Annotated in this window: 23 protein-coding genes; 10 read left to right on the top strand and 13 right to left on the bottom strand. The window is 43.5% G+C overall.

The genetic code is table 11. The features are described from left to right. The first annotated feature begins 1 nt into the window (after nt 1). Nucleotides 2-1,306, top strand: a complete 1,305-nt coding sequence (locus IEY67_RS20730; RefSeq protein WP_183672247.1) for an anaerobic C4-dicarboxylate transporter family protein — start codon at nt 2-4, stop codon at nt 1,304-1,306. Nucleotides 1,307-1,430: 124 nt separating this feature from the next. Then, complete coding sequence (locus tag IEY67_RS20725; RefSeq protein WP_122352300.1) at nt 1,431-1,790, top strand: thioredoxin family protein; 360 nt, start codon at nt 1,431-1,433, stop codon at nt 1,788-1,790. Nucleotides 1,791-1,806: 16 nt separating this feature from the next. Here the strand turns inward: IEY67_RS20725 and IEY67_RS20720 are convergent, their stop codons facing one another. Beyond that, complete coding sequence (locus IEY67_RS20720) at nt 1,807-2,457, bottom strand: DUF5715 family protein (protein WP_183672246.1); 651 nt, start codon at nt 2,455-2,457, stop codon at nt 1,807-1,809. Between the two features lie 106 nt (nt 2,458-2,563). Here IEY67_RS20720 and IEY67_RS20715 point away from each other — a divergent pair, with 106 nt between their 5' ends. The 6 genes from IEY67_RS20715 (at nt 2,564) to IEY67_RS20690 (ending at nt 6,740) form a co-directional block, all read left to right on the top strand. Then, a complete protein-coding gene (locus tag IEY67_RS20715; protein ID WP_122352366.1) occupies nt 2,564-2,812 on the top strand; it encodes a hypothetical protein in 249 nt (82 codons plus the stop codon). Then, nucleotides 2,797-3,111: a type II toxin-antitoxin system RelE/ParE family toxin gene (locus IEY67_RS20710; RefSeq protein WP_122352298.1), complete on the top strand. Its 315-nt coding sequence runs from the start codon at nt 2,797-2,799 to the stop codon at nt 3,109-3,111. The genes IEY67_RS20715 and IEY67_RS20710 overlap by 16 nt, the downstream gene beginning before the upstream one ends. 119 nt (nt 3,112-3,230) lie before the next feature. Continuing rightward, entirely contained in the window at nt 3,231-4,241 is a 1,011-nt protein-coding gene (locus IEY67_RS20705) for a PhoH family protein (protein ID WP_122352297.1), read from the top strand. A 13-nt stretch (nt 4,242-4,254) separates the two neighbouring features. Continuing rightward, on the top strand, nt 4,255-5,205 hold the full coding sequence (locus IEY67_RS20700) for a phosphoribosylaminoimidazolesuccinocarboxamide synthase (RefSeq protein ID WP_122352296.1): 951 nt from the start codon (nt 4,255-4,257) through the stop codon (nt 5,203-5,205). Nucleotides 5,206-5,211: 6 nt separating this feature from the next. Further along, nucleotides 5,212-5,976: a bifunctional demethylmenaquinone methyltransferase/2-methoxy-6-polyprenyl-1,4-benzoquinol methylase UbiE gene (ubiE, locus tag IEY67_RS20695; RefSeq protein WP_183672245.1), complete on the top strand. Its 765-nt coding sequence runs from the start codon at nt 5,212-5,214 to the stop codon at nt 5,974-5,976. A gap of 20 nt (nt 5,977-5,996) precedes the next feature. Then, complete coding sequence (locus tag IEY67_RS20690; protein WP_183672244.1) at nt 5,997-6,740, top strand: shikimate dehydrogenase family protein; 744 nt, start codon at nt 5,997-5,999, stop codon at nt 6,738-6,740. Nucleotides 6,741-7,069: 329 nt separating this feature from the next. Here IEY67_RS20690 and IEY67_RS20685 read toward each other — a convergent pair whose 3' ends face one another. Both IEY67_RS20685 and IEY67_RS20680 read right to left on the bottom strand, forming a co-directional pair. Continuing rightward, nucleotides 7,070-7,834, bottom strand: a complete 765-nt coding sequence (locus tag IEY67_RS20685; protein WP_183672243.1) for a TIGR03915 family putative DNA repair protein — start codon at nt 7,832-7,834, stop codon at nt 7,070-7,072. Continuing rightward, nucleotides 7,831-9,096 carry a putative DNA modification/repair radical SAM protein gene (locus IEY67_RS20680; protein ID WP_122352292.1) on the bottom strand — a complete coding sequence of 422 codons (1,266 nt, stop codon included), beginning with the start codon at nt 9,094-9,096 and terminating at the stop codon, nt 7,831-7,833. The genes IEY67_RS20685 and IEY67_RS20680 overlap by 4 nt, the downstream gene beginning before the upstream one ends. Nucleotides 9,097-9,163: 67 nt before the next feature. On the opposite strand from IEY67_RS20680, the gene IEY67_RS20675 reads away from it, so the two are divergent. Next, complete coding sequence (locus tag IEY67_RS20675) at nt 9,164-9,991, top strand: helix-turn-helix domain-containing protein (RefSeq protein WP_183672242.1); 828 nt, start codon at nt 9,164-9,166, stop codon at nt 9,989-9,991. Here the strand turns inward: IEY67_RS20675 and IEY67_RS20670 are convergent. Continuing rightward, a complete protein-coding gene (locus IEY67_RS20670; protein ID WP_183672241.1) occupies nt 9,986-11,200 on the bottom strand; it encodes a multidrug effflux MFS transporter in 1,215 nt (404 codons plus the stop codon). The two genes, IEY67_RS20675 and IEY67_RS20670, sit on opposite strands and share 6 nt — an antisense overlap. Nucleotides 11,201-11,297: 97 nt before the next feature. Beyond that, nucleotides 11,298-11,960 carry a SanA/YdcF family protein gene (locus tag IEY67_RS20665; protein ID WP_122375517.1) on the bottom strand — a complete coding sequence of 221 codons (663 nt, stop codon included), beginning with the start codon at nt 11,958-11,960 and terminating at the stop codon, nt 11,298-11,300. A 116-nt stretch (nt 11,961-12,076) separates the two neighbouring features. On the opposite strand from IEY67_RS20665, the gene IEY67_RS20660 reads away from it, so the two are divergent. Next, a complete protein-coding gene (locus IEY67_RS20660; RefSeq protein ID WP_183672240.1) occupies nt 12,077-13,240 on the top strand; it encodes a glycosyltransferase in 1,164 nt (387 codons plus the stop codon). 43 nt (nt 13,241-13,283) lie between these two features. Here the strand turns inward: IEY67_RS20660 and IEY67_RS20655 are convergent, their stop codons facing one another. The 8 genes from IEY67_RS20655 to IEY67_RS20620 all read right to left on the bottom strand — a co-directional run bounded on the left by IEY67_RS20655 (nt 13,284) and on the right by IEY67_RS20620 (nt 21,211). Next, nucleotides 13,284-14,528 (bottom strand): ABC transporter permease, encoded by a 1,245-nt coding sequence (locus tag IEY67_RS20655; RefSeq protein ID WP_122352287.1) that lies wholly within the window; start codon nt 14,526-14,528, stop codon nt 13,284-13,286. A 16-nt stretch (nt 14,529-14,544) separates the two neighbouring features. Beyond that, nucleotides 14,545-15,744 (bottom strand): pyridoxal phosphate-dependent aminotransferase, encoded by a 1,200-nt coding sequence (locus tag IEY67_RS20650; protein ID WP_122352286.1) that lies wholly within the window; start codon nt 15,742-15,744, stop codon nt 14,545-14,547. Nucleotides 15,745-15,885: 141 nt separating this feature from the next. After that, a complete protein-coding gene (locus tag IEY67_RS20645; protein ID WP_122352285.1) occupies nt 15,886-16,782 on the bottom strand; it encodes a YitT family protein in 897 nt (298 codons plus the stop codon). A gap of 145 nt (nt 16,783-16,927) precedes the next feature. Further along, nucleotides 16,928-17,284 (bottom strand): hypothetical protein, encoded by a 357-nt coding sequence (locus tag IEY67_RS20640; protein ID WP_122375549.1) that lies wholly within the window; start codon nt 17,282-17,284, stop codon nt 16,928-16,930. A gap of 120 nt (nt 17,285-17,404) precedes the next feature. Then, a complete protein-coding gene (locus IEY67_RS20635) occupies nt 17,405-17,929 on the bottom strand; it encodes a DinB family protein (protein ID WP_183672239.1) in 525 nt (174 codons plus the stop codon). A gap of 63 nt (nt 17,930-17,992) precedes the next feature. After that, nucleotides 17,993-18,673 carry an RNA polymerase sigma factor gene (locus IEY67_RS20630; RefSeq protein ID WP_183672238.1) on the bottom strand — a complete coding sequence of 227 codons (681 nt, stop codon included), beginning with the start codon at nt 18,671-18,673 and terminating at the stop codon, nt 17,993-17,995. Between the two features lie 69 nt (nt 18,674-18,742). After that, nucleotides 18,743-19,924 (bottom strand): DUF4221 family protein, encoded by a 1,182-nt coding sequence (locus IEY67_RS20625; RefSeq protein ID WP_183672237.1) that lies wholly within the window; start codon nt 19,922-19,924, stop codon nt 18,743-18,745. A 111-nt stretch (nt 19,925-20,035) separates the two neighbouring features. Further along, nucleotides 20,036-21,211: an MFS transporter gene (locus tag IEY67_RS20620; protein ID WP_122352363.1), complete on the bottom strand. Its 1,176-nt coding sequence runs from the start codon at nt 21,209-21,211 to the stop codon at nt 20,036-20,038.

Genomic DNA, 21,211 nt, shown 5'->3' with positions numbered 1-21,211 from the left:
TATGTTAATTCAACTAGCGTTTGTACTAATTGCAATTATAATCGGAGCCCGTCTTGGTGGTATCGGGCTTGGTGTTTTAGGTGGACTCGGGCTTGCCGTACTGACTTTTGTCTTCGGGCTCGAACCAACTTCTCCTCCTATCGACGTAATGTTGATGATCGTAGCCGTCATCGCTGCAGCCAGTTGCATGCAGGCAGCCAGTGGCCTGGACCTGATGGTGAAATGGGCAGAAAAACTTCTTCGTAAGAATCCTTCCAAAATTACAATATTAAGTCCGCTGGTTACCTATGTTTTCACATTCATTGCCGGGACAGGACATGTAGCCTACTCGGTTTTACCGGTTATCGCGGAAGTGGCGACCGAAACGAAAATACGTCCGGAACGCCCGCTGGGTATTGCCGTGATCGCTTCACAGCAGGCTATTACAGCCAGTCCGATCTCTGCTGCTACCGTGGCTCTGTTGAGTATGCTGGTAGGACAAGGGTTCAATGTGACTCTATTCGATATTCTGATGATCTCCGTGCCTTGTACGCTGGCAGGTGTGCTGGCTGGTGCTTTCTATTCCCTACGTGTCGGTAAAGAGCTGGAAGACGATCCTGAATTCAAAAGACGTATTGCTGAAGGAGAATTCACAACCCAGAAGTATGAGTTGAAAGATGTAAAGAATCAGAAAGCGGCCGGCTGGTCGGTCATCATATTTATCCTGGCGACTATCGGTATCATCCTGTTCGGTTCTATCGAAAGTATCCGTCCGACATTCAACGGCCAGTCTCTGTCGATGGCTTACATTATCGAGATATTGATGTTATCGGCTGCTGCCATCATCCTACTGGCAACCCGGACGGACGGGATCAAAGCCGTTCAGGGTTCGGTCTTTTCTGCCGGTATGCAGGCTGTTGTCGCCATCTTCGGTATTGCCTGGATGGGCGACACTTTTATCGGCGGGAATATGGCGGAGCTGAAAGGCTCGATTGAACAGATCGTTACCGAAATGCCTTGGTTATTCGGGATCGCCCTGTTTCTGATGTCTATTCTGCTGTTCAGCCAGGCAGCAACCGTACGTGCTTTACTTCCTTTAGGATTGGCGCTGGGAATATCTCCTTATATGTTAATCGCCCTCTTCCCTGCCGTAAACGGTTACTTTTTCATACCGAATTATCCGACAGTCGTTGCTGCAATCAATTTTGACCGTACAGGAACTACCCATATCGGGAAATATATCCTGAATCACTCTTTTATGATCCCCGGATTGATCGCAACCGGAGTTTCTGTATTGCTTGGACTACTTCTTATACAATTATTTTAAGGATAGTCGGCAGTAACTTTTAAAACGGACATACGGAAAAATTGACAAGTATATTAGCCATATTGCTATGTCATTGATTTTTTATCCTGTGTAACTTTGCACTGTAAATAAAAACAATAAGCATATGAAACCAGTAGAATTGACAAAAGCAGATTTCATTCAGAAAGTAGGTAATTTCGAAGCTGACCCGAAAGATTGGAAATATATAGGAGATAAACCTTGTATCGTAGATTTCCAGGCACCATGGTGTGGTTACTGCAAACGTTTGGACCCGATATTGGATGAATTCGCCGAAACGTATGACGGAAAACTGGATATCTATAAAGTAAATGTAGACGATGAGGAAGCTTTGGAAACGGCATTCAACATCCGTACTATCCCTACACTCCTTATCTGCAAACCAGACGGGACAAAAGAATTCATGCTCGGAACAATGCCCAAGCACGAGTTAAAAAAGATCATTGAAGAAAATATCCTGAAATAAGAGTCATTACACTCCGTTATTTACGGACTGTAATATGGAAACAGCCTTGCTTGCGTTCGTGCTTGATATAACAACGTTCAGCCTTTCGCTGATCGCGGAGCACAGACGCAAGTACCATTTTCAGACGGTCGTTATCGATATTCAAGGTATCCTTTTCGTCTATTTTAGTGTAACGAACCCAGGATATATCAAAAGTAGTACCATAGCGGTGAGCAGAATTCATAGAAGCGTTATAGTTGCGTTTTCCTAATTTCTTCACGTCATCGACCGTACGGGTAACGCTCGTCACCTTTATTTTATAGATGGAAGCATTCAGGTTATAAAGGGAATCCTGGAAATTCCGTCCGATATCTTCCAGCAATGTAGCAGCTTCGGGGATCAGATAAGGGATGGAATGTTTCAATTCTTCCACTTCATAATAATCGCAGGTCTTGATCTCCTTCATTTTCTTAGAGGCATGTTCGGCATCATCCCGGTTACTGATAGGTTCTATTCCTATTTTCTGTGCTACCGCCAGTTGAACATCATTCAAGTCATTAAAGTCCCGGTTATAACTACCATTATACCAAATGGTTTTCAACTCACCCCGCTTTTCCTTGCAAGAAGAAAAAGCACAAACAGCCATCAATACGGCCAGTAAACTTATTGTATTTATAAATAATTTCATCCCTTTTGATTTTGGGAAACAAAAATAAGAAAAATAACAGACTTAACAGGACAAGAGAAAAAAGATTTCGTACTTTTGTAAACAGTATAAATAAAAGAATATGGATATGAGTACTTTAGAACTAAAACTTTCACTGATTGAACAATTAAAGCAAATCGATGACGAGCAGTTGTTGCATAAGATCAAAAATCTTATCAGCCAGCACACAGGCAAGAAAGTCGAACGCCTGCCAGCACAAATGACGGTAGATGAGCTGAAAGAGGTGTTGAAAAAATCTATAGAAGAATCCAAACAAGGGTTAGGTATGACTTCCGATGAATTACGAAAAAGACACCCTCTATGCCAACAAGATTAAAGTGGTTACCACAAGCTATTACCTTACTTGAAAATATTTACGATTATTACAGTAAGAAGAGCGAATGCTCTGCCGTTCGCTTATATAACAGAATTATTGATTCTGCCGACTTGTTAAAGACATTTCCTCACGCAGGACCTCTCGAACCTTCATTAAAGGATTTTCCACAAAACTTTCATTCGTTTGTTGTCGAAAAACATTACAAGCTGATCTATACGATCAGTCCCGACCTCATCGAAATACATGCCATATGGGATTGCAGGCAAGACGACTGGAAGCTTAAAGAAATGTTCCGATAGTTATATCTCAAAAAAAAGCCCGAATCTATTTAGGAGACAAAGAATATTACTAATTTTGCGTACCTAAATAATAGATGGGATAAAAACATAAAAATTATAAGGAAAAAGGAAAAGAACGGATGATAGAACGAATATATATTCTGGAAAGTGTAGACCCGGTTATTTTTTACGGAGTGAACAATGCGAACATGCAGCTTATCAAAACACTGTTTCCCAAGCTTCGCATCGTTGCCCGAGGAAATGTGATGAAAGTAATCGGAGACGAAGATGAATCCGAACTGTTCCTGAAGAAAATCCGGGAAGTTGAGAAATACTGCGAAGAGTTCAATTCCCTGACAGAAGATGTCATACTCGACATTATTAAAGGCAAAGCCCCGACTGTCGTTAAACAGGAGAACCTGATCATTCATGGGATGAACGGTAAGGCGATCGTTGCCCGTACCGAAAACCAGCAATTACTGGTGAAGGCATTCGAAAATAACGACCTGGTATTTGCCACCGGCCCGGCCGGAACAGGTAAGACATTCGTAGCCATCGCCCTGGCCGTAAAAGCATTAAAGAACAAAGAAATAAGAAAGATCATCCTAAGTCGTCCCGCCGTCGAAGCCGGCGAGAAGCTGGGATTCCTTCCGGGAGAAATGAAAGACAAGCTCGATCCGTACCTCCAGCCGTTGTACGATGCCCTGCAGGATATGATACCGGGAGCGAAACTCAAAGAGTATATGGAAAATAATGTGATTCAGATTGCCCCGCTGGCTTTTATGCGCGGACGTACGCTGAACGATGCCGTTATTATCCTCGATGAAGCACAAAATACGACTACGCACCAGATCAAGATGTTCCTCACCCGCCTGGGTATGAACGCTAAAATGATTATTACCGGTGACGTAACGCAAATCGACCTTCCCCCCACAGCAACTTCCGGACTCGTGCAGGCCATGCAGATACTGAAAGGCGTAAAAGGGATCGGCAAAATTGAATTCGATAAGAAAGATATCGTACGACATAAACTGGTGCAACGTATAGTGGAAGCGTACGACAAATTCGACGATAAACGACGCAGTGAGACAAAGGCCCACTCGCCTAAAACAACAATAGAAAAGAACAACAAACTATCAGAAAACAATTAAAAATAAATTGGTCATGAAGAAGGCGTTAGTTAAAACAGATTACAATTTCCCGGGACAAAAGAGTGTCTATCATGGTAAAGTACGCGACGTGTACAATATCAATGACGAAGTATTGGTGATGGTCGCAACCGACCGTATTTCAGCTTTCGACGTAGTATTGCCGGAAGGTATTCCTTACAAAGGCCAGATGTTGAATCAGATTGCTGCCAAATTCCTTGACGCGACCACCGACATTTGCCCGAATTGGAAAATGGCTTCACCCGACCCAATGGTTACCGTTGGTGTACAGTGCGAAGGTTTCCCTGTTGAAATGATCGTACGCGGTTACCTTTGCGGTAGCGCATGGCGTGCTTACAAAAGCGGTGTACGCGAAATCTGTGGTGTGAAACTGCCGGAAGGTATGCGCGAAAACCAGCGTTTCCCGGAACCTATCATCACCCCGACAACGAAAGCTGCCATCGGTGCTCACGACGAAGATATCTCCAAAGAAGAAATCCTGAAACAGGGACTTGTTTCTGAAGCCGACTACGCCGTTCTTGAAAAATATACAATGGAGCTGTTCAAACGTGGTACAGAGATCGCAGCCGGACGCGGACTGATCCTGGTCGACACCAAATATGAATTCGGTCACCGTGACGGTAAGATCTACCTGATCGATGAGATTCATACACCGGACTCTTCCCGTTATTTCTATTCAGAAGGTTACGAAGACCGTTTCGCCAAAGGTGAACCGCAGAAACAGCTGTCTAAAGAATTTGTTCGCGAATGGTTGATGGATAACGGCTTCCAAGGTAAAGCAGGCCAGGTTGTTCCTGAAATGACTCCGGCTATCGTCGAAGGTATCAGCGACCGTTACATCGAGTTATTCGAACACATCACCGGCGAAAAATTCGTGAAAGGCGATACAGACGACTTGCTTGCACGTATCGAAAAGAATGTTACAGATTATCTGAACAATAAATAAGAATGTATGAAGTACGGTTCGGAACAGATTTTACCTTACAACAGGGAAGAACAAAAGAGCACACAAGTCAGACGTATGTTCGACTCGATTGCAGGCACCTATGATCTGCTGAACCATACGCTCTCGTTCGGAATTGATAAAATATGGCGCAGGAAAGGTATTGCTTTCCTGCGTCCTTTTTCTCCGAAGTCGATACTGGATATCGCAACCGGAACAGGCGACCTGGCCATCTCCATGCAAAAGAAACTGAAGGCAGACCGGATCATCGGCGCCGACATTTCAGAAGGCATGATGCAGGTCGGACGTGAAAAAGTAGCCCGTGCCGGTCTTTCGGAGCATATCTCGTTCGAACAACAAGACTGTACGGCGCTCACCTATCCGGACAATTCGTTCGATGCCGTTACTGCCGCATTCGGAGTACGTAACTTTGAAAATATAGAACAAGGAATAGCAGAGATGTTCAGGGTCCTGAAACCCGGTGGCCATCTCATGATCCTGGAGCTTTCCACCCCGGAACATTTTCCGATGAAACAGCTCTACCGCATTTATTCAAAGACGATCATTCCATTTATAGGCCGGTTGTTCTCAAAGGAAAAAGCGGCATACAGTTATTTACCGGAATCCATCAAGGTCGTTCCTCAAGGAAAGGTTATGGAGAAACTACTCGCACGACAAGGTTTTACACAGGCGAAAGCACGTACCTTTACCTTTGGGATTTGTTCATTATATACAGCCAGTAAGGACAGTTCGCGAACTGCCCTTACAATTTAAACATAAAAAAGAAGAAGGTTATGCAGAAATATGGTTTATTGGGATATCCACTCGGGCACTCGTTTTCCAAAACTTATTTCAACCAGAAGTTTGAGGCGGAAAAGATAGATGCTCAATATGTAAATTTCGAGATTCCGAACATCAAAGAGATAAAGAATGTTCTGAAAGAGAATCCCGAATTAAATGGTTTGAACGTTACGATCCCTTATAAAGAACAGGTGATCCCTTATCTGGACGAACTGGATGAAGATGCACGCCTGATCGGTGCCGTCAACGTGATCAAGTTTACAAAAGGTCTTTTCGGAAGAACAAAGCTGGTCGGCTACAATTCCGATATCATCGGTTTCAAGCAATCGATCGAACCTTTCCTGAACGAAACGCACCGGAAAGCCCTGATCCTCGGAACGGGGGGAGCTTCAAAGGCGGTCTTCCAGGGATTGAAACAATTGGGAGTTGGCGCAACTTTAGTCTCACGCAAGCCGAAAGAATTTTGCATTACCTATGAAGAGATCACAGCCAAAACGATGGAACAATACACGGTCATTGTCAATACCACACCGCTCGGAATGTTCCCTAACATCAACAGTTGCCCGGATATTCCTTACGATCTGCTCACCCCAGACCATCTGTTATACGACCTGCTGTATAACCCGGATGAGACACTTTTTATGAAGAAAGGAAAAGAAAAAGGAGCCGTCGTTAAAAACGGTCTTGAGATGCTGTTGTTGCAAGCGTTCGCAGCCTGGGAGATATGGCAGAAATAAAAAACTAAAAAACAACTATCATACTATCACAAATTGCCAAAATGTTTTGATATTTAAAGGACAAGACCTATGACAGTTGTTATGATAGTACTATTTTCAACCATCATACTATCACAAAACTACCCGACAAAGTTGGTGATGTATATATCTTATTATTAACAATATAGTTAGATATCTTTCTTGAGACCCGGGTCTCTATACCCTTCACACCCGGGTCTTAGCATTGTTCACATCCGGGTGTAAAAGATGGGAAAATGGGGATCTGAACAAGAAGTACAAGCGATTCCTGCGAAAAAAAACAGCTTTAGTCGGACAAAAAAGATAGGATGCTATTGTTTTTCCGTCATATATTTCCAGAAACGGGCAGGCATATGCTGGCGGTGCAGCTTCGGGTTGATACGTTCTTTGATAGCAATCGTCTTGAAATACTCTTTCCACATCTGCTGGAACAATTTCTCATCCTTATCCATCAGACTCTCATTGAGGAAACCGGATAACAGATGCTCTTCCTTCTGTTCAAAACGGACCTCGATCGTCTCTTTCAGATCATAATAATAGCCGTACTCCCGGCGCATATCATAGATCAGCCATTTCTGATCACCGAAACGATCGTTCAGATACGGCAGGACAAGCGGCAAAACATTATATATAGGTTCGACGGCTGAGAAGTAAGTGCCATCCAATGCTTTCTGAAAACGGAGGAACTGCATGATGCGGAGGCGCTCGTTACTCACTTTCTTCCAGACTTTGGAGATCTGCAGCACATCGGGATCACCGAAATTCAACTCGATGGACTTGGAATGATCGAGCGCCTTGCGGATATAACGGAACAACAACATATCGACCTCCGGCAGTTCCGACAACCAGGAGACTGTCAACCCCGACAGGGATAGTTTCGAAACTTTCTTTTCAAGCCCTTTCCAAACCCGGTCCGCCTTTTTCTTGTCGGAATAAATCGTCACCGTTTCCTCGCAAAACAGAGGTAACGGCTCGCCCTCCGCAAGCAGCACATTGGGAAAAGACTTCCGGACATAAGCGTCGAAGACGGCAGTCAGTAATCCCTCGAAAGTTTTGTCATATATAAAAGCAATCACAATACGTCCTGAAATTGAATTGTTAGTTGGCGGTCGTCCAGCTTCCTGCCTTTTTTCTGAGTCAGGATATGGCGCACATTCTCCGGGGTCAGCTCGTTTACCGTCCGCATCGCCAATTCATGGCAGGTGATGAAGTATTGCGCTTTCTTCATCACGACCCCGATCTTTTTCAATTGTTCCGATCCCAGACGGGAATAGCGGCGGGAGACAACGATCATCTTCGCCGATTTCACCCCGATACCGGGTACACGGAGAAGTAACTCATAATCCGCCTTATTGATATCGACCGGAAACATATGCGGATTCCGCAGTGCCCACGATAACTTCGGATCAACCTCCAGATCCAGTTCCGGGTAAGCATCATTCACGATCTCGTCCACCTTAAACTCATAAAAACGCAACAACCAATCTGCCTGATACAAACGGTTTTCCCTCACCAGAGGAGGTTGCTTCAATGCCGGAAGCCGGTTATCATAATCATTCACCGGGATAAACCCCGAATAATAGACACGTTTCATCGTCGGACGCTGATAGAGGGCTGACGACAAACGGAGAATATCTTTGTCCGTATCGGCTGTCGCTCCGATGATCATCTGCGTGCTTTGCCCGGCAGGGGCAAAGCGGGGTGCATGCCGGAAACGCTTCCTCTCCTCCGCACTTTGCAACACGCCCTGCTGAATATAGCGCATCGGAGCAAACACGCTCTTGAAATCTTTTTCCGGAGCAAGTGTCTGCAAACTTTTCTCATTGGGTATCTCGATATTCACACTGAGACGGTCGGCATACAATCCGGCTTCATTTACCAGTTCCTGGCTGGCTCCGGGAATGCTCTTCATATGGATATAACCGTTGAAACGGTGTATCAGCCGCAGATCTTTCACGACACGGACCAAACGTTCCATCGTATAGTCCGGACTACGCACCACCCCCGAACTCAGGAAGAGACCTTCTATATAATTCCTCCGGTAAAACTCGATCGTCAGATCGACCAGCTCCGTTACGGAAAGCGTCGCCCGGGGCAGATCATTGCTCCGGCGGTTGATACAGTAGGCACAATCATACATGCAATAATTGGTCAGCATGATCTTCAGTAAGGAAATACATCGCCCGTCTTCCGCAAAACTATGGCAAATCCCCCACCCTGCCGCACTTCCGACCATTCCTTTCTTTCCGGAACGGGAAGTACCGCTTGACGCGCAGGATACATCATACTTAGCTGATTCTGCTAATATTTTCAGTTTTTCGAGAACAGTTTCATTCATATTTTAGGAGGATATGCCATACAAAAATAAGGATTAAAAAGCTATCTTTGCGATAAAACAGAGTGAAATGTTCTTAGATAATATTCCCGTACATAACCTGGATGAAACGGACTTCTTTGTCGTCGAACGGATCGAAAACTGTGCGCCCTTGAATTTTCAGGGATCGCACCGGCACAATTTCTACGAACTGCAATTCTTTACGGAAACGGGGACAAACGAAAGCCACAGCATCGACTTCGTCGAATATCCGTTGCAAGCCAACCAGCTTTACCTACTCCGTCCCGGACAAGTACATACACTGAAACTAAAAGATCAGAAAGGATTCCTATTCGCTATCAATCCCGATTATTTCGAGCGCCTCTGCCTTCATATCGAGAGGTATGCGGATCATACATTTCCGAATATGCTTCTTCTCCCGGAGAAAGAAATCTTTGCCGTCCGCCAGATCGTTCATCTGATCTACTGCGAACATGAAGGGCTACACCGGAAAAGCCTGCTCAACTCATACATGCACGCTTTAATCACCCATCTGTTGCTATTATATACCGACACCCGGATCAACCAGGATATACGTGTCGGCAAAGTCTTATCCCTGATAGACAAGCACTACATCAACGAACGTACGACAGACTTCTATGCCCGCGAAGTAAACCTCAGCAACAAACGGATGAACGAGCTTACAAAAAAGGCCGTCGGCCACACAGTCAAACAACTGATAGACCAACGGCTATTACTGGAAGCCAAACGCATGATCAGTTCCGGAGCTTCGAGCTTCAAGGAAATAGCGTTCAGCCTGGGATTTAGCGAAGCTTCTTATTTCACCCGCTTCTTCAAGGAGCAAAGTGGTTGTACCCCCGAACAATTCCGGTCGTTACTGAAGAAAGACCTGTCATGAACGGACTTTGATCACTGCCAACCGTCGCCGTGTATCGACAAACAACAGCACGAAAGAGGTCAGTCCGCAAACAAACAATCCGCACATCATCGGTACCACCGAATTGTTCTGCAGGAAACTGACTACCGCCGACAATATCCCGGTAAACAATAATTGCAAGAATCCCATCAATGCCGAAGCTGCCCCACTATCTTCCTTAAAATAAGCCAATCCAAGCGAAGTCGTTGCCGGAAGCAGCAACCCGATCGGAATCAGATTCAGGAAAACCAGCACCAGCAAAGGAACGACGGAAGTCGACACCAACGAAGTCACCACCAACAATATCCCGATCAACAACTGAAAGACAAGCGTATATCTCACCAGCTTCTTCAACGTCATATATTTCAGGAAGAAATTAATAATATAGGTACCGAACATCAAACCTAACGAATTGACTGCGAAAATAATGGCAAACGTATCTCCCGACATTCCTCCCTTCTCCATGATCAGGAACGGAGCATTGGAAACATACACCATCAAACCGCCGTAAGCCATACAGCCAATAATCGTATAAACCACAAACGGCCATACTTTCATCACTCGCACATATCCTTTCGTCATCTCCCTCAACGAAGGTTTCTTTGCAATTACGCCCTCAGATAAAGGTATCGGTTTACTTTTCGGAAGAAATACCCAGGTCAGCAAAATGGTACAAGCGCCTAACAATGCCATTGTATTGAACACCCCGTGCCAATGCCATTGTTTCAAAAGTAAATTACCGATAGTCGGTGCAATAACAGGGGCAATACCAGAAATAATCACCAGTAAAGAGAAAACCTTTGTCCGTTGTTCATTCACAAACAGGTCGTTCACGGCTGCACGTCCGACCACTACACCCGCGCACCCTCCGAAAGCCTGAAAGAAACGGATTACCCAAAGTTGTTCTATCGAAGTCACATAGATAGAAGCAAACGAACTTACAGTGTATAAAGCAGTTGCCAGCAGAATCGGATTTTTCCGTCCGTAATAATCGGAAAGCGATCCCCAGAACAATTGTCCGAGGGCAAAACCCGCCAGGAAGATGGATAAGGAAATTTGTACTTCACCCAGAGAAACCTGCAGGCTCTCAGCAATATCTGTAAAAGCAGGAAGATAAAGGTCTATACTCAGAGGTTCCAGAGCCGCCAGTAAGGAAAGGACCAGAACCACGATTCCCATTTTTCTATTCATCACATTATACCTATTAAAATTACCGCGACAAAAGTACTTCCTTCTTTCCGTCCGTCTTTTACATTAATTGCACATTTACTGGTATAAACAGGAACTTTCAGGGAATAGGGATCGGTTCACCCAGATGGCGCGGTTGCTTCCGTGTCGCCAGATCGATAAAGACTTTTACCCTCGCCAGCAACTCGCGGATACGTGTCTTGAATCCGGCATAGGTATCCACATCGCGTGCATTGAAACCGACAGCCTGAATCCCATGCTTACCAGCCAGGAACAAAGCCCGTTCATTATGGAATCGTTGAGAAATAACGGTGAAACGATCTTGCCCGAATATCTCCCTGGCACGGACAACCGAATCCAGGGTACGCAGTCCTGCATAATCCAGGACAATGACCGAATCGGGAATATGGTACATCAGAAGAGCTTTTTTCATCTCTTCCGGCTCGTTATAATTTCGTCGACGGTTGTCCCCGCTGATCAGGATATATTTTATCTTTCCGGACTTATACAATTCGGCAGCGGCTTCGATCCGGTAATCGAAATACAGGTTACTCCGTCCGTTCTTCAACATAGGTGTAGTTCCCAGCAATAAACCGACTTTATTTTCCGGGATTTGTTCCGTATCGTCATAAACGAGTTCCTTTGCATAATTACGAATACGAACATGGCAGGATAGTATCACAATACCAACCAGCAGACAGGCAGTGAACAGAACACCAGCAAGCACACCAACCACCTCTTTTCTTTTATTTTTATTCGCCATCTACAAATATAGTATTTTTCAGTAGAATAAACGAAACGGGATATTTCTTTTATGAGTGTGGTTATTAGGCAGGAAACATGTACATTTGTACGTTTTTAAAATTTACATATTCAAGAATGAACGACTTACTTATTTTCAACCATATAGAATTGATCCTGGCGGCTACAACTGCCGGTCTTTTCATCATCCAGCTTTTGTATTATCTTGTTACTTATGCCCGTCCGTTGAGACAGGCAAAAAGGAGACTAATGGAGGCAGGACAGGCCAAACCCGCCGTTTCCGTGATTGTCTATGCCAAGAACGAATCGGAGAATCTAAGGAAACATCTCCCGGCTTTACTGAACCAGAACTATCCGGAATACGAAATTATCGTCGTCAACGACGGCTCCACGGATGAGAGTGACGAGGTTTTAAAAACCTTCAAAAACGAATACGATCACCTTTATCACACCTATATTCCGGAAGACGTAAAATACCTGAGCCGCAAAAAACTGGCACTCACCGTCGGAATCAAAGCAGCCAAATACGATATCCTCCTTTTCACCGAGGCTAATTGCGAACCGATGGGTAAAAACTGGGTATCTGCTATGGCACGCAACTATACATCCAAGACAAGCATTGTTTTAGGTTTCTGTGCGTATGGTCCCCATAAAGGATTTTTCCACAAACTGGTCGCTTACGATAACCTGATGACCGGACTGCAATACATTTCGTCTGCCCTTACCGGAAATCCCTATACCGGAAACGGCCGTAACCTCTCCTACCGGAAAGACTTGTTCTTTGCTCATAAGGGTTATTACAAATCGCTCAGCCTGCATGCCGGAGACGATGATTTGTTCATCAATGAATCCGCCACCAAAGATAACACGTGGGTGGAATATTCTCCGGATAGCATCACCGAAATGGCCAAGATAGACCGTTTCAGTATGTGGAAAGAAATGAAAGTATCACGTGCTGCAACCCAGCGTTATTATAAAGGTTGGAATCTGACCTTTTTCAGAACGGAGAGCATCAGCTACTTCCTGTTCTTCATCGCGGTTATTACCAGTATCGTATTGGGTATCCTCGGAAACTGGCTGATCTCCATACTGGCCGGCTTACTTTACATAATCCGGTTTTCCTGTAAAGCTGCCATCCTACACAAATCGGCCAAGCTCCTGCAACAGAAACCGGTCACAGGCTGGCTATTTCTGTTGGAGTTGATCTTACCACTGTTCAATCTGTATGTAAGAATATACCGTATATTCAGAGGGAAGAACGATTATACGTTCAGACTGTGAATAATTGAATGTTGAAAATTGAGAATTGAAAATTAATGGAAGATTACTCGAACCGAATACTTTTGGCGGGATCGATCTTTGTGATCAGGTAAGACGGGCCGAGCATCATCAACATGGATGCACACAGCGTTCCGATATTCAGCAGAACTAAAGAGAGTACACTCAGATCGATAGGCACTGCATCCAGATAATAGGTGGACGGGTCCAGTTTTATTATATGAAAATGAGACTGGATCAGGCAGATGGCAATCCCGATCACATTTCCCCAAAGCATCCCTTTCCCTATCAGGAAGAAAGAGATATAGAGAAATATCTTACGGATACTGGCATTGTTTTCTCCCAACGCTTTCAGGATACCGATCATATTAGTCCGCTCCAGAATAATAATCAGCAAACCGGAGATCATTGTAAAACCGGCAACAGAAAATATCAGGATAAGGATAACGACCACATTCACGTCCAACACATCGAGCCAGTTAAATATCATCGGATTCATCTCTTTGATCGAACGGGTAAAATAGGTATTTCCATGACGATCCTGTTGTTCAACCAAATTGAAATACAGGTCTTCTGCTATCTGATCCAGATCATTATAGTCATCGACAAGCAATTCCAGTCCGCTGACTTCGTCTTTATCCCAGCCATTCAAACGACGTATCTGCTTGATATCCGCCAGGACAAACAACTTGTCGTAATCCATAAAACCAGTCTCGTAAATCCCGGCTATGTTGAATTTGCGTGCACGAACATCTTCCTGAACGAAATAAGTCCGAACCGAATCTCCCAGTTTCAGATTTAATAAATCGGATAAATATTTGGAAATAATGATATCTATCGAACTTTTATCCGGGTTTATCGTAAGGATTTCACCCTCTTTCAGATTATTCCGGAAGAAACTCCAATCATAATCCGTGTCGACACCCTTCAATACAATCCCCTGAAAATCGCTATCTGTTTTCAGAATCCCCATCTTAGTGGCATATGCTTCTATATGTTTGATTCCGGGAAACTCCTGAAGAGCCTGAAGCAAGGAATCGCTCACCGCAATCGGTGTCGTTTCGTACGAACTGTTATTATCGAAATTGGTGATCTGGATATGAGAACCGAAACCGATCACCTTATTACGGACTTCTTTTTTAAACCCGATTACAATAGCCACCGAAAGAATCATTACCGCCAGTCCGAGCGCAATCCCAATTATGGCAATACGAACAGCAGGAGGTGTTACCTGACGGTCCCCCTCCTTACTGAAATGAATTCTTTGTGCTATAAATAATTCTAAGTTCAAATCACTTTATAATTCGTTAAATGACTCTTCCCGGATAAGCTTCCAATGCTTTAGCCAGCACAACCAACGCATTTGCCAGATCTTCTTTTTTCAATACGTAAGCAATACGTACTTCATTCTTACCCAAACCCGGTGTTGTATAGAAACCGGAAGCCGGAGCCATCATGACTGTCTGTCCTTCATATTCAAATTCATCCAGACACCAGGCACAGAACTTATCGGCATCATCCACAGGCAGCTTGGCAACCGTATAAAAAGCTCCCATAGGGATCGGAGAATAGCATCCCGGAATACGATTCAGACCGTCGATCAGGAATTTGCGACGTTCCACATATTCGTTATACACCTCCAACATATACTCTTCAGGTGTATCCAATGAAGCCTCGGCAATAATCTGTCCGATCAATGGAGGACTCAAACGGGCCTGGCACCATTTCATAACATTTTCCTTCACCATCTGGTTCTTCGTGATCAGCGCACCGATACGGATACCGCATTCGCTGTAACGTTTAGAAACAGAATCGACCAACACCACGTTATTCTCTATCCCTTTCAAATGGAAAGCAGAGATATAAGGGGCTCCCGTATAACAGAACTCGCGATATACCTCATCCGAAAACAGGAACAGATCGTATTTCTTCACAATATCACGAATCTGATCCATTTCTTTCTGTGTATACAGATAGCCGGTCGGATTGTTCGGGTTACAGATCAGGATCGCTTTCGTACGCGGTGTGATCAGTTCCTCAAAACGTTCTACCGAAGGAAGGGCAAAACCTTCATCGATAGTAGACGGAACCGTTTTGATCACAGCCCCGCTGGAAATGGCAAACGCCATATAGTTTGCATACGCAGGTTCGGGAACAATAATTTCATCCCCCGGATCCAGACAAGCCATAAAAGAGAAGAACACAGCTTCCGAGCCACCGGTAGTGATGATTATATCGTCAACATCGACATTGATATTGAATTTCGCATAATATTTAACCAATTTCTCACGGAAACTACGAATCCCTTCACTGGGTGAATACTCCAAAACCTTACGATCAATACGGCGCATCGCCTCCATCGCGACCTCAGGAGTAGATAAATCCGGTTGACCGATATTCAGATGGTACACCTTGGTACCCTTTGCCTTAGCCTTATTGGCTAGCGGAACAAGTTTTCTAATGGGGGAAGCCGGCATGTTGACACCCCGCTGTGAGATATTAGGCATTACTTTTTCTATATGTTAGTTTAAAGTTCGGCAAAGATAGGAAATAATTGAAAATTGAAAGTTGAAAATTGAAAATTAATATCGGTTTGCATGTTTTCGGCTCATTTAATTTTCAATTTTCAATTCTCCATTTTCAAATCCTCAAATTCCCGGCCGAGGTGAATCCTTGCTTGCATGCATCGTCGAGATAAACGCATGTGGATCAATATCTTTAATCTCGTCTTTCAAACGCGGCATATCTTTACGTTCAGCGATCGTAAAAATGATCTCTTTCTCCTGTCCTTCATACATTCCGCGTCCATGCAGGAAAGTTCCGCGCATCCCCATCTTGCCGACAATCAGGTCTTTTATTTCCTGTGTTTTCTTCGATACGATGAATACGGCACGATTCGGATTCTCTGTCTGGAACATTTCCACGACCTTCCCATAGACAAAGATGGCAAACCAGGAATACAAAGGCACTGCCCAATCCTGAAATACGATCAAACCGAGCATTACGATGGCAGAGTCAAGCAATATGATCATATTACTAACTTTCAGATTGGAATTATTGGCAATCACACGGGCCAGCACATCGGTTCCCGCACTTGTACTTTGTGCCTTAAAGACACAAGTCACACCCAGACCTAATATCGCACCGCCATAAAAACAGGCAATAAAAGTATCGTTTTCTACCAGCGGTTCCGTTCCGCAGAAATAAGATAAAGTATCTGTAAAAACAGAGATCAGTACAAATGTCACTATTGTTTTCGGTCCGGAAGAAAGTCCGATCTTTTTCATCGCCAGTATCAGCAACGGCACGTTGAAGCACAAAGCGGTAGCCCCCATCGGCAAACCATCCGGAAAAATGGAGAAAAGCCCTTTCGTGACATAATGTAAAACAATGGAAATACCATAAACCCCGCCCGGTACGATTTTATAAGGGGCGAGAAAAAGCACATAGCTCAGTGCCTGGAGAAAAGCTCCGACAACGATCAGCGAATAGTCGAAAGCATTACTTCTTAATGTAGCATTAGAAGGAAAACCTAGTTGTTTCATGATAAGATTAAATCATTATTTGTTCTTTTAAGTGTCGCAAAGATAGATAAAAAAAGAAGAGACTACACAAACAAATTGTGTAATCTCCTCTATCTATTTTCAACAACCGCGATACGGGATCAAACAATCCCGACGCCTTTTATTATTAAAGGCTCAATGCACGGTTATTATTATTTGTCACATTCAACAATGTTACATATTTACGATACTGGTCGGGAGTCAGAACCTTTTTCATCAATTTCAAATTCCCATAGACAGCCTGGTGCATTTTCTTCTGTTGCTTGCTTTCGCTCGAACGAAGACTTTCACGTTGCATATCAAGGAAGTATTCATTAATGTTTGCTACTTCATTCACCTGAGAGGGGGTTAATTGTAAATAATAACTCAGTTTCTCAAAGTTAATAGCAAACGGTTCTTTACTCACATTGTTCCGGTTCTCGCGTGCAAAACCTACTGTTGCACATAATAAAATGGCTGCTACAGCCATACCTAAACGTTTCATAATACCTAAAAACATTAAATTAATAACCTAAACTCAGAGGCCGCTGCCTCTCTATCTCCTTTTATCTTTTTGCTTTCAAATATATAACAGTATGTTTTATAACATTGTTCACGAGCAGGTTTATTTATTCAGCCAAATGATCGGATATCCCAGTCTCCGCTTGATATCTTCCATCTCCGCACTATGCCACATTTCATGTTTGAAGCACCAGGACAATGCCTCATATTTGTTATTTGCGACCGGATGTTTAAAGGGAATAGGTTCCAATGGAGTATATAAAATACCATCACTTAAAGCCAACAGGTTTTCAATACAAATTTCATGAACTGCGTCCAACTGATTTTTCAATACGGAAGCAGTTACAACCTCCTCTTTGACAGACCGGTGTAAAGTACCCATCCCGTTAAACAGTTTATTATACTGTGTCACTGGAATCACCCGGTTGACTTTTTCATTCCATCCTGTTATCACAGTAATTGCATGAAAGTTCTGGGCAACGATCAGATGTCCGATCTGCCAGGCAAAGTTTGAATCCGTATTTTCCGGTATGACAAACCATAAATCTTCCGGGAGTTCCGAAACCAGGCGATTGACAAAATTTCTTGATTCAATGATCTGCTCTCTCAAAAATTCAATTCGATTCATAATGTTTACTTTTTAAGTTATACATTAATCATTAGTGAACGAAAGAGCAGGATATGTGACAACTCAGTCCAAAAATTTTTCCCAATAATTCTTTCTCGGTAAATCTTTTTCAAATTTATGATACAGATCAGCCAGCCGTATCATTTTCAAAACGGTTGAATATTCTTTCTCCAGATCGATACGGTAAACCTGTTTGCAGATCCGGCATTTACAAGTCCCGACAGGATTATATAACGGACAGGTATCATTCATAAAATGACTGATCTTAGTTATTGAACGAGAGGATATCTGCCGGACATTCTCTACCGACATTTCCATAATACTACTGATCTGTTTATAGGAAAGACCTATATTTTCTTTAAATATAAAGATCAAACGGGCATCGTTATTTAAACAGTGATTCAATGCAGTCAAACACCAGTCACACCGTTCCTTTACCCATTCTTTCCGATCCTCGTCAGAACCGGAATACTCAATTTCCTCCAAACCTCTGAATTGTTCCAAGTTCAGCAAAGTGACTACCTTTTCATTTTGGGCATACCGTAAAATAGTCCGTTTCGCAATCGTATATATCCACGTTGACAATTCAGAATTACCATTAAAAGAGGACAGGCTTTTAAAGATTTCATACCAGACTTCCTGTGCCGCCTCTTTCGCTATCTCTTTGTTCTGGATCATACGATGAGCAATGGTAGCAACCATTCTCCCATATTGTTCAACTAAATTTTTACGGTCTATCTCCATTGATCGGGTTATTAATCGATTTCTCCTGCCAAACCATACTATATTATATATGATTAAACCATCCTCCTATTACAAATCCTGTATATTGAACAAACCGAAAGTCAGATAATCGTCATCCTCCGGTTCTGTTCCGATACGTTCTATATTCAATCCCTCTTTAGTGACAAAAGAGTTCGTCCAGTTCCATTCCTGCCCTGTTCCTATCATTGTTTCACCGAGGTAATGAAACTGTTCGTCCATCATGACAATCGTTAGCGGCTTACTGTCGAGAGGTGTTTTCAAATTCGCATCCGGCATGCCATGTAACAAATAACGGTAATATACTTTACGGTACGGATCATGAATTACAGCTGCATAAAAGTCCTGTTCCATATAAGAGGTATAAACCAACTCGTCAGGTGTAGTCTTTACCTCCTCATGGCCGATAGAAGTAATCGTTCCGGCTTCATTGCTACCTCCGTATACTTTCATTGCTGCATCACTGTCCCAATCCGATATATACAGATCGTGTGAATTTGTAAAACTGTGGACCATCTTCCCTTCCGGTGTTATTGCCGGATACACAAACTGAATCAGGTCACCTCCCCAATTATAATTATTTCCGAATAACTCTTCCGGATAAAGATGATGATTCTCAGCCTTATCAGTAACCAAATCAATAGAGGTTGTGAACCGGAAATTCTCCCTGTCGGCTAATATCTCCGGGAAAGGAGCAAGACCGGGTAACTGTAAATGATTATCTATCAACATCAACGGCATAACTGTAGAAAAAACATACTGCGGATTATGCATTGCCCATTCTTTATCGTCTTTATTTAATAATGTAACACGGCTATGTATCACCCCAGCACTATCAGCCAAAGCGATTTCTATCAACGGGCGGTTGAATACATAAATAGAATCCGGACTTTTGATATAATAAGCTCCTATACTCATAACGGCATTCGCTCCTTCACGTTCGAAAGCGATTTGTCGGAGATAAGCAGTATCCGAATAATTGTAGAAATAAATCGCATTTTTCCGAGGATTCAGGAAGGTGAGCAGATCATTCCCCGTATGGTCGGAACAATACTGAATATAAGGAGGCTTAACCTTTGTCTCCGTATCCAAACGGAAACGTTTCTCGCCTGTCTCCACCAACTGCTTAACAGCCTTCAACTTCCCTTTATATTCATTCTTCACGCTCTTTTGATTACCGGAACAAGCGAAAAGCAGCAACAGCGATAACAGATAACAGTAATTCTTTTTCATATAGTTCTTATAGATTTGTTTTTCAGGTATAAATCAAAATCAATGCACAAATGTAAAGAAATATTCCATCGAAGTACATTAGAAACTGTTCATTTCTATAAACTCTAATATTCAAACAGATAATTTATATTTCTCATATGAAGGTCTCACCCATCGCAAATAAACCAGGAGCGATATCAGGCAACACCCCGAACCGGCTAAATAAGCAGTTGCCAGATCAGCATGCGAAGCAATAAAACCAGCCGCAAGCATGCCGATCCCCACCCCGAAATCGAAAGAAGTCAGATAAGTGGAAGTAGCCGTCCCACGCATATGATGCGGAGCCACATTCACAAAAAGGCATTGAATGGCCGGTACACAAACACCAAATCCTATACCGATAGCCAAGGCAGAAGCGAAGAATACAATCTCATTATGAAAAATAGCGAAAACGGCAAATGAAAGCGTCAGGAATGTCAGTGCACTGATCGACACAAGATGTATCTTCCCATGATCGACCAAACGCCCGGAAATAAGACGGGCCGTACCCACTCCTATCGCCATAAAAATAAAGAAATAACCCGGATTGGCGACATTGATCTCCTTCCCGTACAATACCACAAAAGAAGTCACCATCCCATAAGGAATTGCACTCAACAGATAAGCCAAAGCCGTCGGCAAAGCTTTCACCAGGATAAAACGATCGAGCGAGAATGCCGGTCTCGGCACTTTCTCCCGCTTCGGATAACGGATCAGGCAAACCGAACCGACACCCACCAAAGCAATTGCCAGTCCTGCAAATACCACCGGATGAAAACCGAACCGGTCATAGATAAACACGGCCACCAACGGCGACAGCGACATCGCCAGGTTTATCGTCAATCCATAAAAGCCCATTCCTTCTCCTCTTCGTTTGGAAGGGATCACATCGATCGCTATGGTATTTCCGGCAACGGAAGTCATTCCCATAAACCCACCCTGAATAAAACGGACAGCCATAATCATCAATACTGTCGTTGCGAACAGGTAACCGGTAAACATACAGGCAAAAACCATAAAAGCTAACAAATATAATGGCTTGCGGGAAAAACAATCCACCAGATATCCGGAGAACGGACGAACACATAACAAACCGATCGAATAACTGGAAAGAGCTATTCCCACTTCCGACGGATCGATCTTCAAAACTTCCACCAAATAGACCGGCATAGTTGGCATCAACATGTAGAAAGAGAAGTTCATCAGGAAATAAGAGATACAACACTGAATGAAATTCCGGTTCCAAAGCACAGGTTTCGCTTCGTTCAT

The sequence above is a fragment of the Parabacteroides faecis genome (assembly GCF_014647375.1).
Classification (GTDB): domain Bacteria; phylum Bacteroidota; class Bacteroidia; order Bacteroidales; family Tannerellaceae; genus Parabacteroides; species Parabacteroides faecis.
This window is presented reverse-complemented; position numbering and strand designations above follow the sequence as displayed.

What these genes read in the sequence shown, in the direction of transcription:
- IEY67_RS20665 (WP_122375517.1), bottom strand. Translation starts at nt 11,960, where the DNA reads ATGGCGAATAAAAATAAAAGAAAAGAGGTGGTTGGTGTGCTTGCTGGT.
- IEY67_RS20725 (WP_122352300.1), top strand. Translation starts at nt 1,431, where the DNA reads ATGAAACCAGTAGAATTGACAAAAGCAGATTTCATTCAGAAAGTAGGT.
- IEY67_RS20710 (WP_122352298.1), top strand. Translation starts at nt 2,797, where the DNA reads ATGCCAACAAGATTAAAGTGGTTACCACAAGCTATTACCTTACTTGAA.
- IEY67_RS20670 (WP_183672241.1), bottom strand. Translation starts at nt 11,200, where the DNA reads ATGAATAGAAAAATGGGAATCGTGGTTCTGGTCCTTTCCTTACTGGCG.
- IEY67_RS20680 (WP_122352292.1), bottom strand. Translation starts at nt 9,096, where the DNA reads ATGAATGAAACTGTTCTCGAAAAACTGAAAATATTAGCAGAATCAGCT.
- IEY67_RS20635 (WP_183672239.1), bottom strand. Translation starts at nt 17,929, where the DNA reads ATGAATCGAATTGAATTTTTGAGAGAGCAGATCATTGAATCAAGAAAT.
- IEY67_RS20720 (WP_183672246.1), bottom strand. Translation starts at nt 2,457, where the DNA reads ATGAAATTATTTATAAATACAATAAGTTTACTGGCCGTATTGATGGCT.
- IEY67_RS20630 (WP_183672238.1), bottom strand. Translation starts at nt 18,673, where the DNA reads ATGGAGATAGACCGTAAAAATTTAGTTGAACAATATGGGAGAATGGTT.
- IEY67_RS20675 (WP_183672242.1), top strand. Translation starts at nt 9,164, where the DNA reads ATGTTCTTAGATAATATTCCCGTACATAACCTGGATGAAACGGACTTC.
- IEY67_RS20645 (WP_122352285.1), bottom strand. Translation starts at nt 16,782, where the DNA reads ATGAAACAACTAGGTTTTCCTTCTAATGCTACATTAAGAAGTAATGCT.
- IEY67_RS20715 (WP_122352366.1), top strand. Translation starts at nt 2,564, where the DNA reads ATGAGTACTTTAGAACTAAAACTTTCACTGATTGAACAATTAAAGCAA.
- IEY67_RS20660 (WP_183672240.1), top strand. Translation starts at nt 12,077, where the DNA reads ATGAACGACTTACTTATTTTCAACCATATAGAATTGATCCTGGCGGCT.
- IEY67_RS20700 (WP_122352296.1), top strand. Translation starts at nt 4,255, where the DNA reads ATGAAGAAGGCGTTAGTTAAAACAGATTACAATTTCCCGGGACAAAAG.
- IEY67_RS20690 (WP_183672244.1), top strand. Translation starts at nt 5,997, where the DNA reads ATGCAGAAATATGGTTTATTGGGATATCCACTCGGGCACTCGTTTTCC.
- IEY67_RS20625 (WP_183672237.1), bottom strand. Translation starts at nt 19,924, where the DNA reads ATGAAAAAGAATTACTGTTATCTGTTATCGCTGTTGCTGCTTTTCGCT.
- IEY67_RS20640 (WP_122375549.1), bottom strand. Translation starts at nt 17,284, where the DNA reads ATGAAACGTTTAGGTATGGCTGTAGCAGCCATTTTATTATGTGCAACA.
- IEY67_RS20705 (WP_122352297.1), top strand. Translation starts at nt 3,231, where the DNA reads ATGATAGAACGAATATATATTCTGGAAAGTGTAGACCCGGTTATTTTT.
- IEY67_RS20730 (WP_183672247.1), top strand. Translation starts at nt 2, where the DNA reads ATGTTAATTCAACTAGCGTTTGTACTAATTGCAATTATAATCGGAGCC.
- IEY67_RS20620 (WP_122352363.1), bottom strand. Translation starts at nt 21,211, where the DNA reads ATGAACGAAGCGAAACCTGTGCTTTGGAACCGGAATTTCATTCAGTGT.
- ubiE (WP_183672245.1), top strand. Translation starts at nt 5,212, where the DNA reads ATGAAGTACGGTTCGGAACAGATTTTACCTTACAACAGGGAAGAACAA.
- IEY67_RS20650 (WP_122352286.1), bottom strand. Translation starts at nt 15,744, where the DNA reads ATGCCTAATATCTCACAGCGGGGTGTCAACATGCCGGCTTCCCCCATT.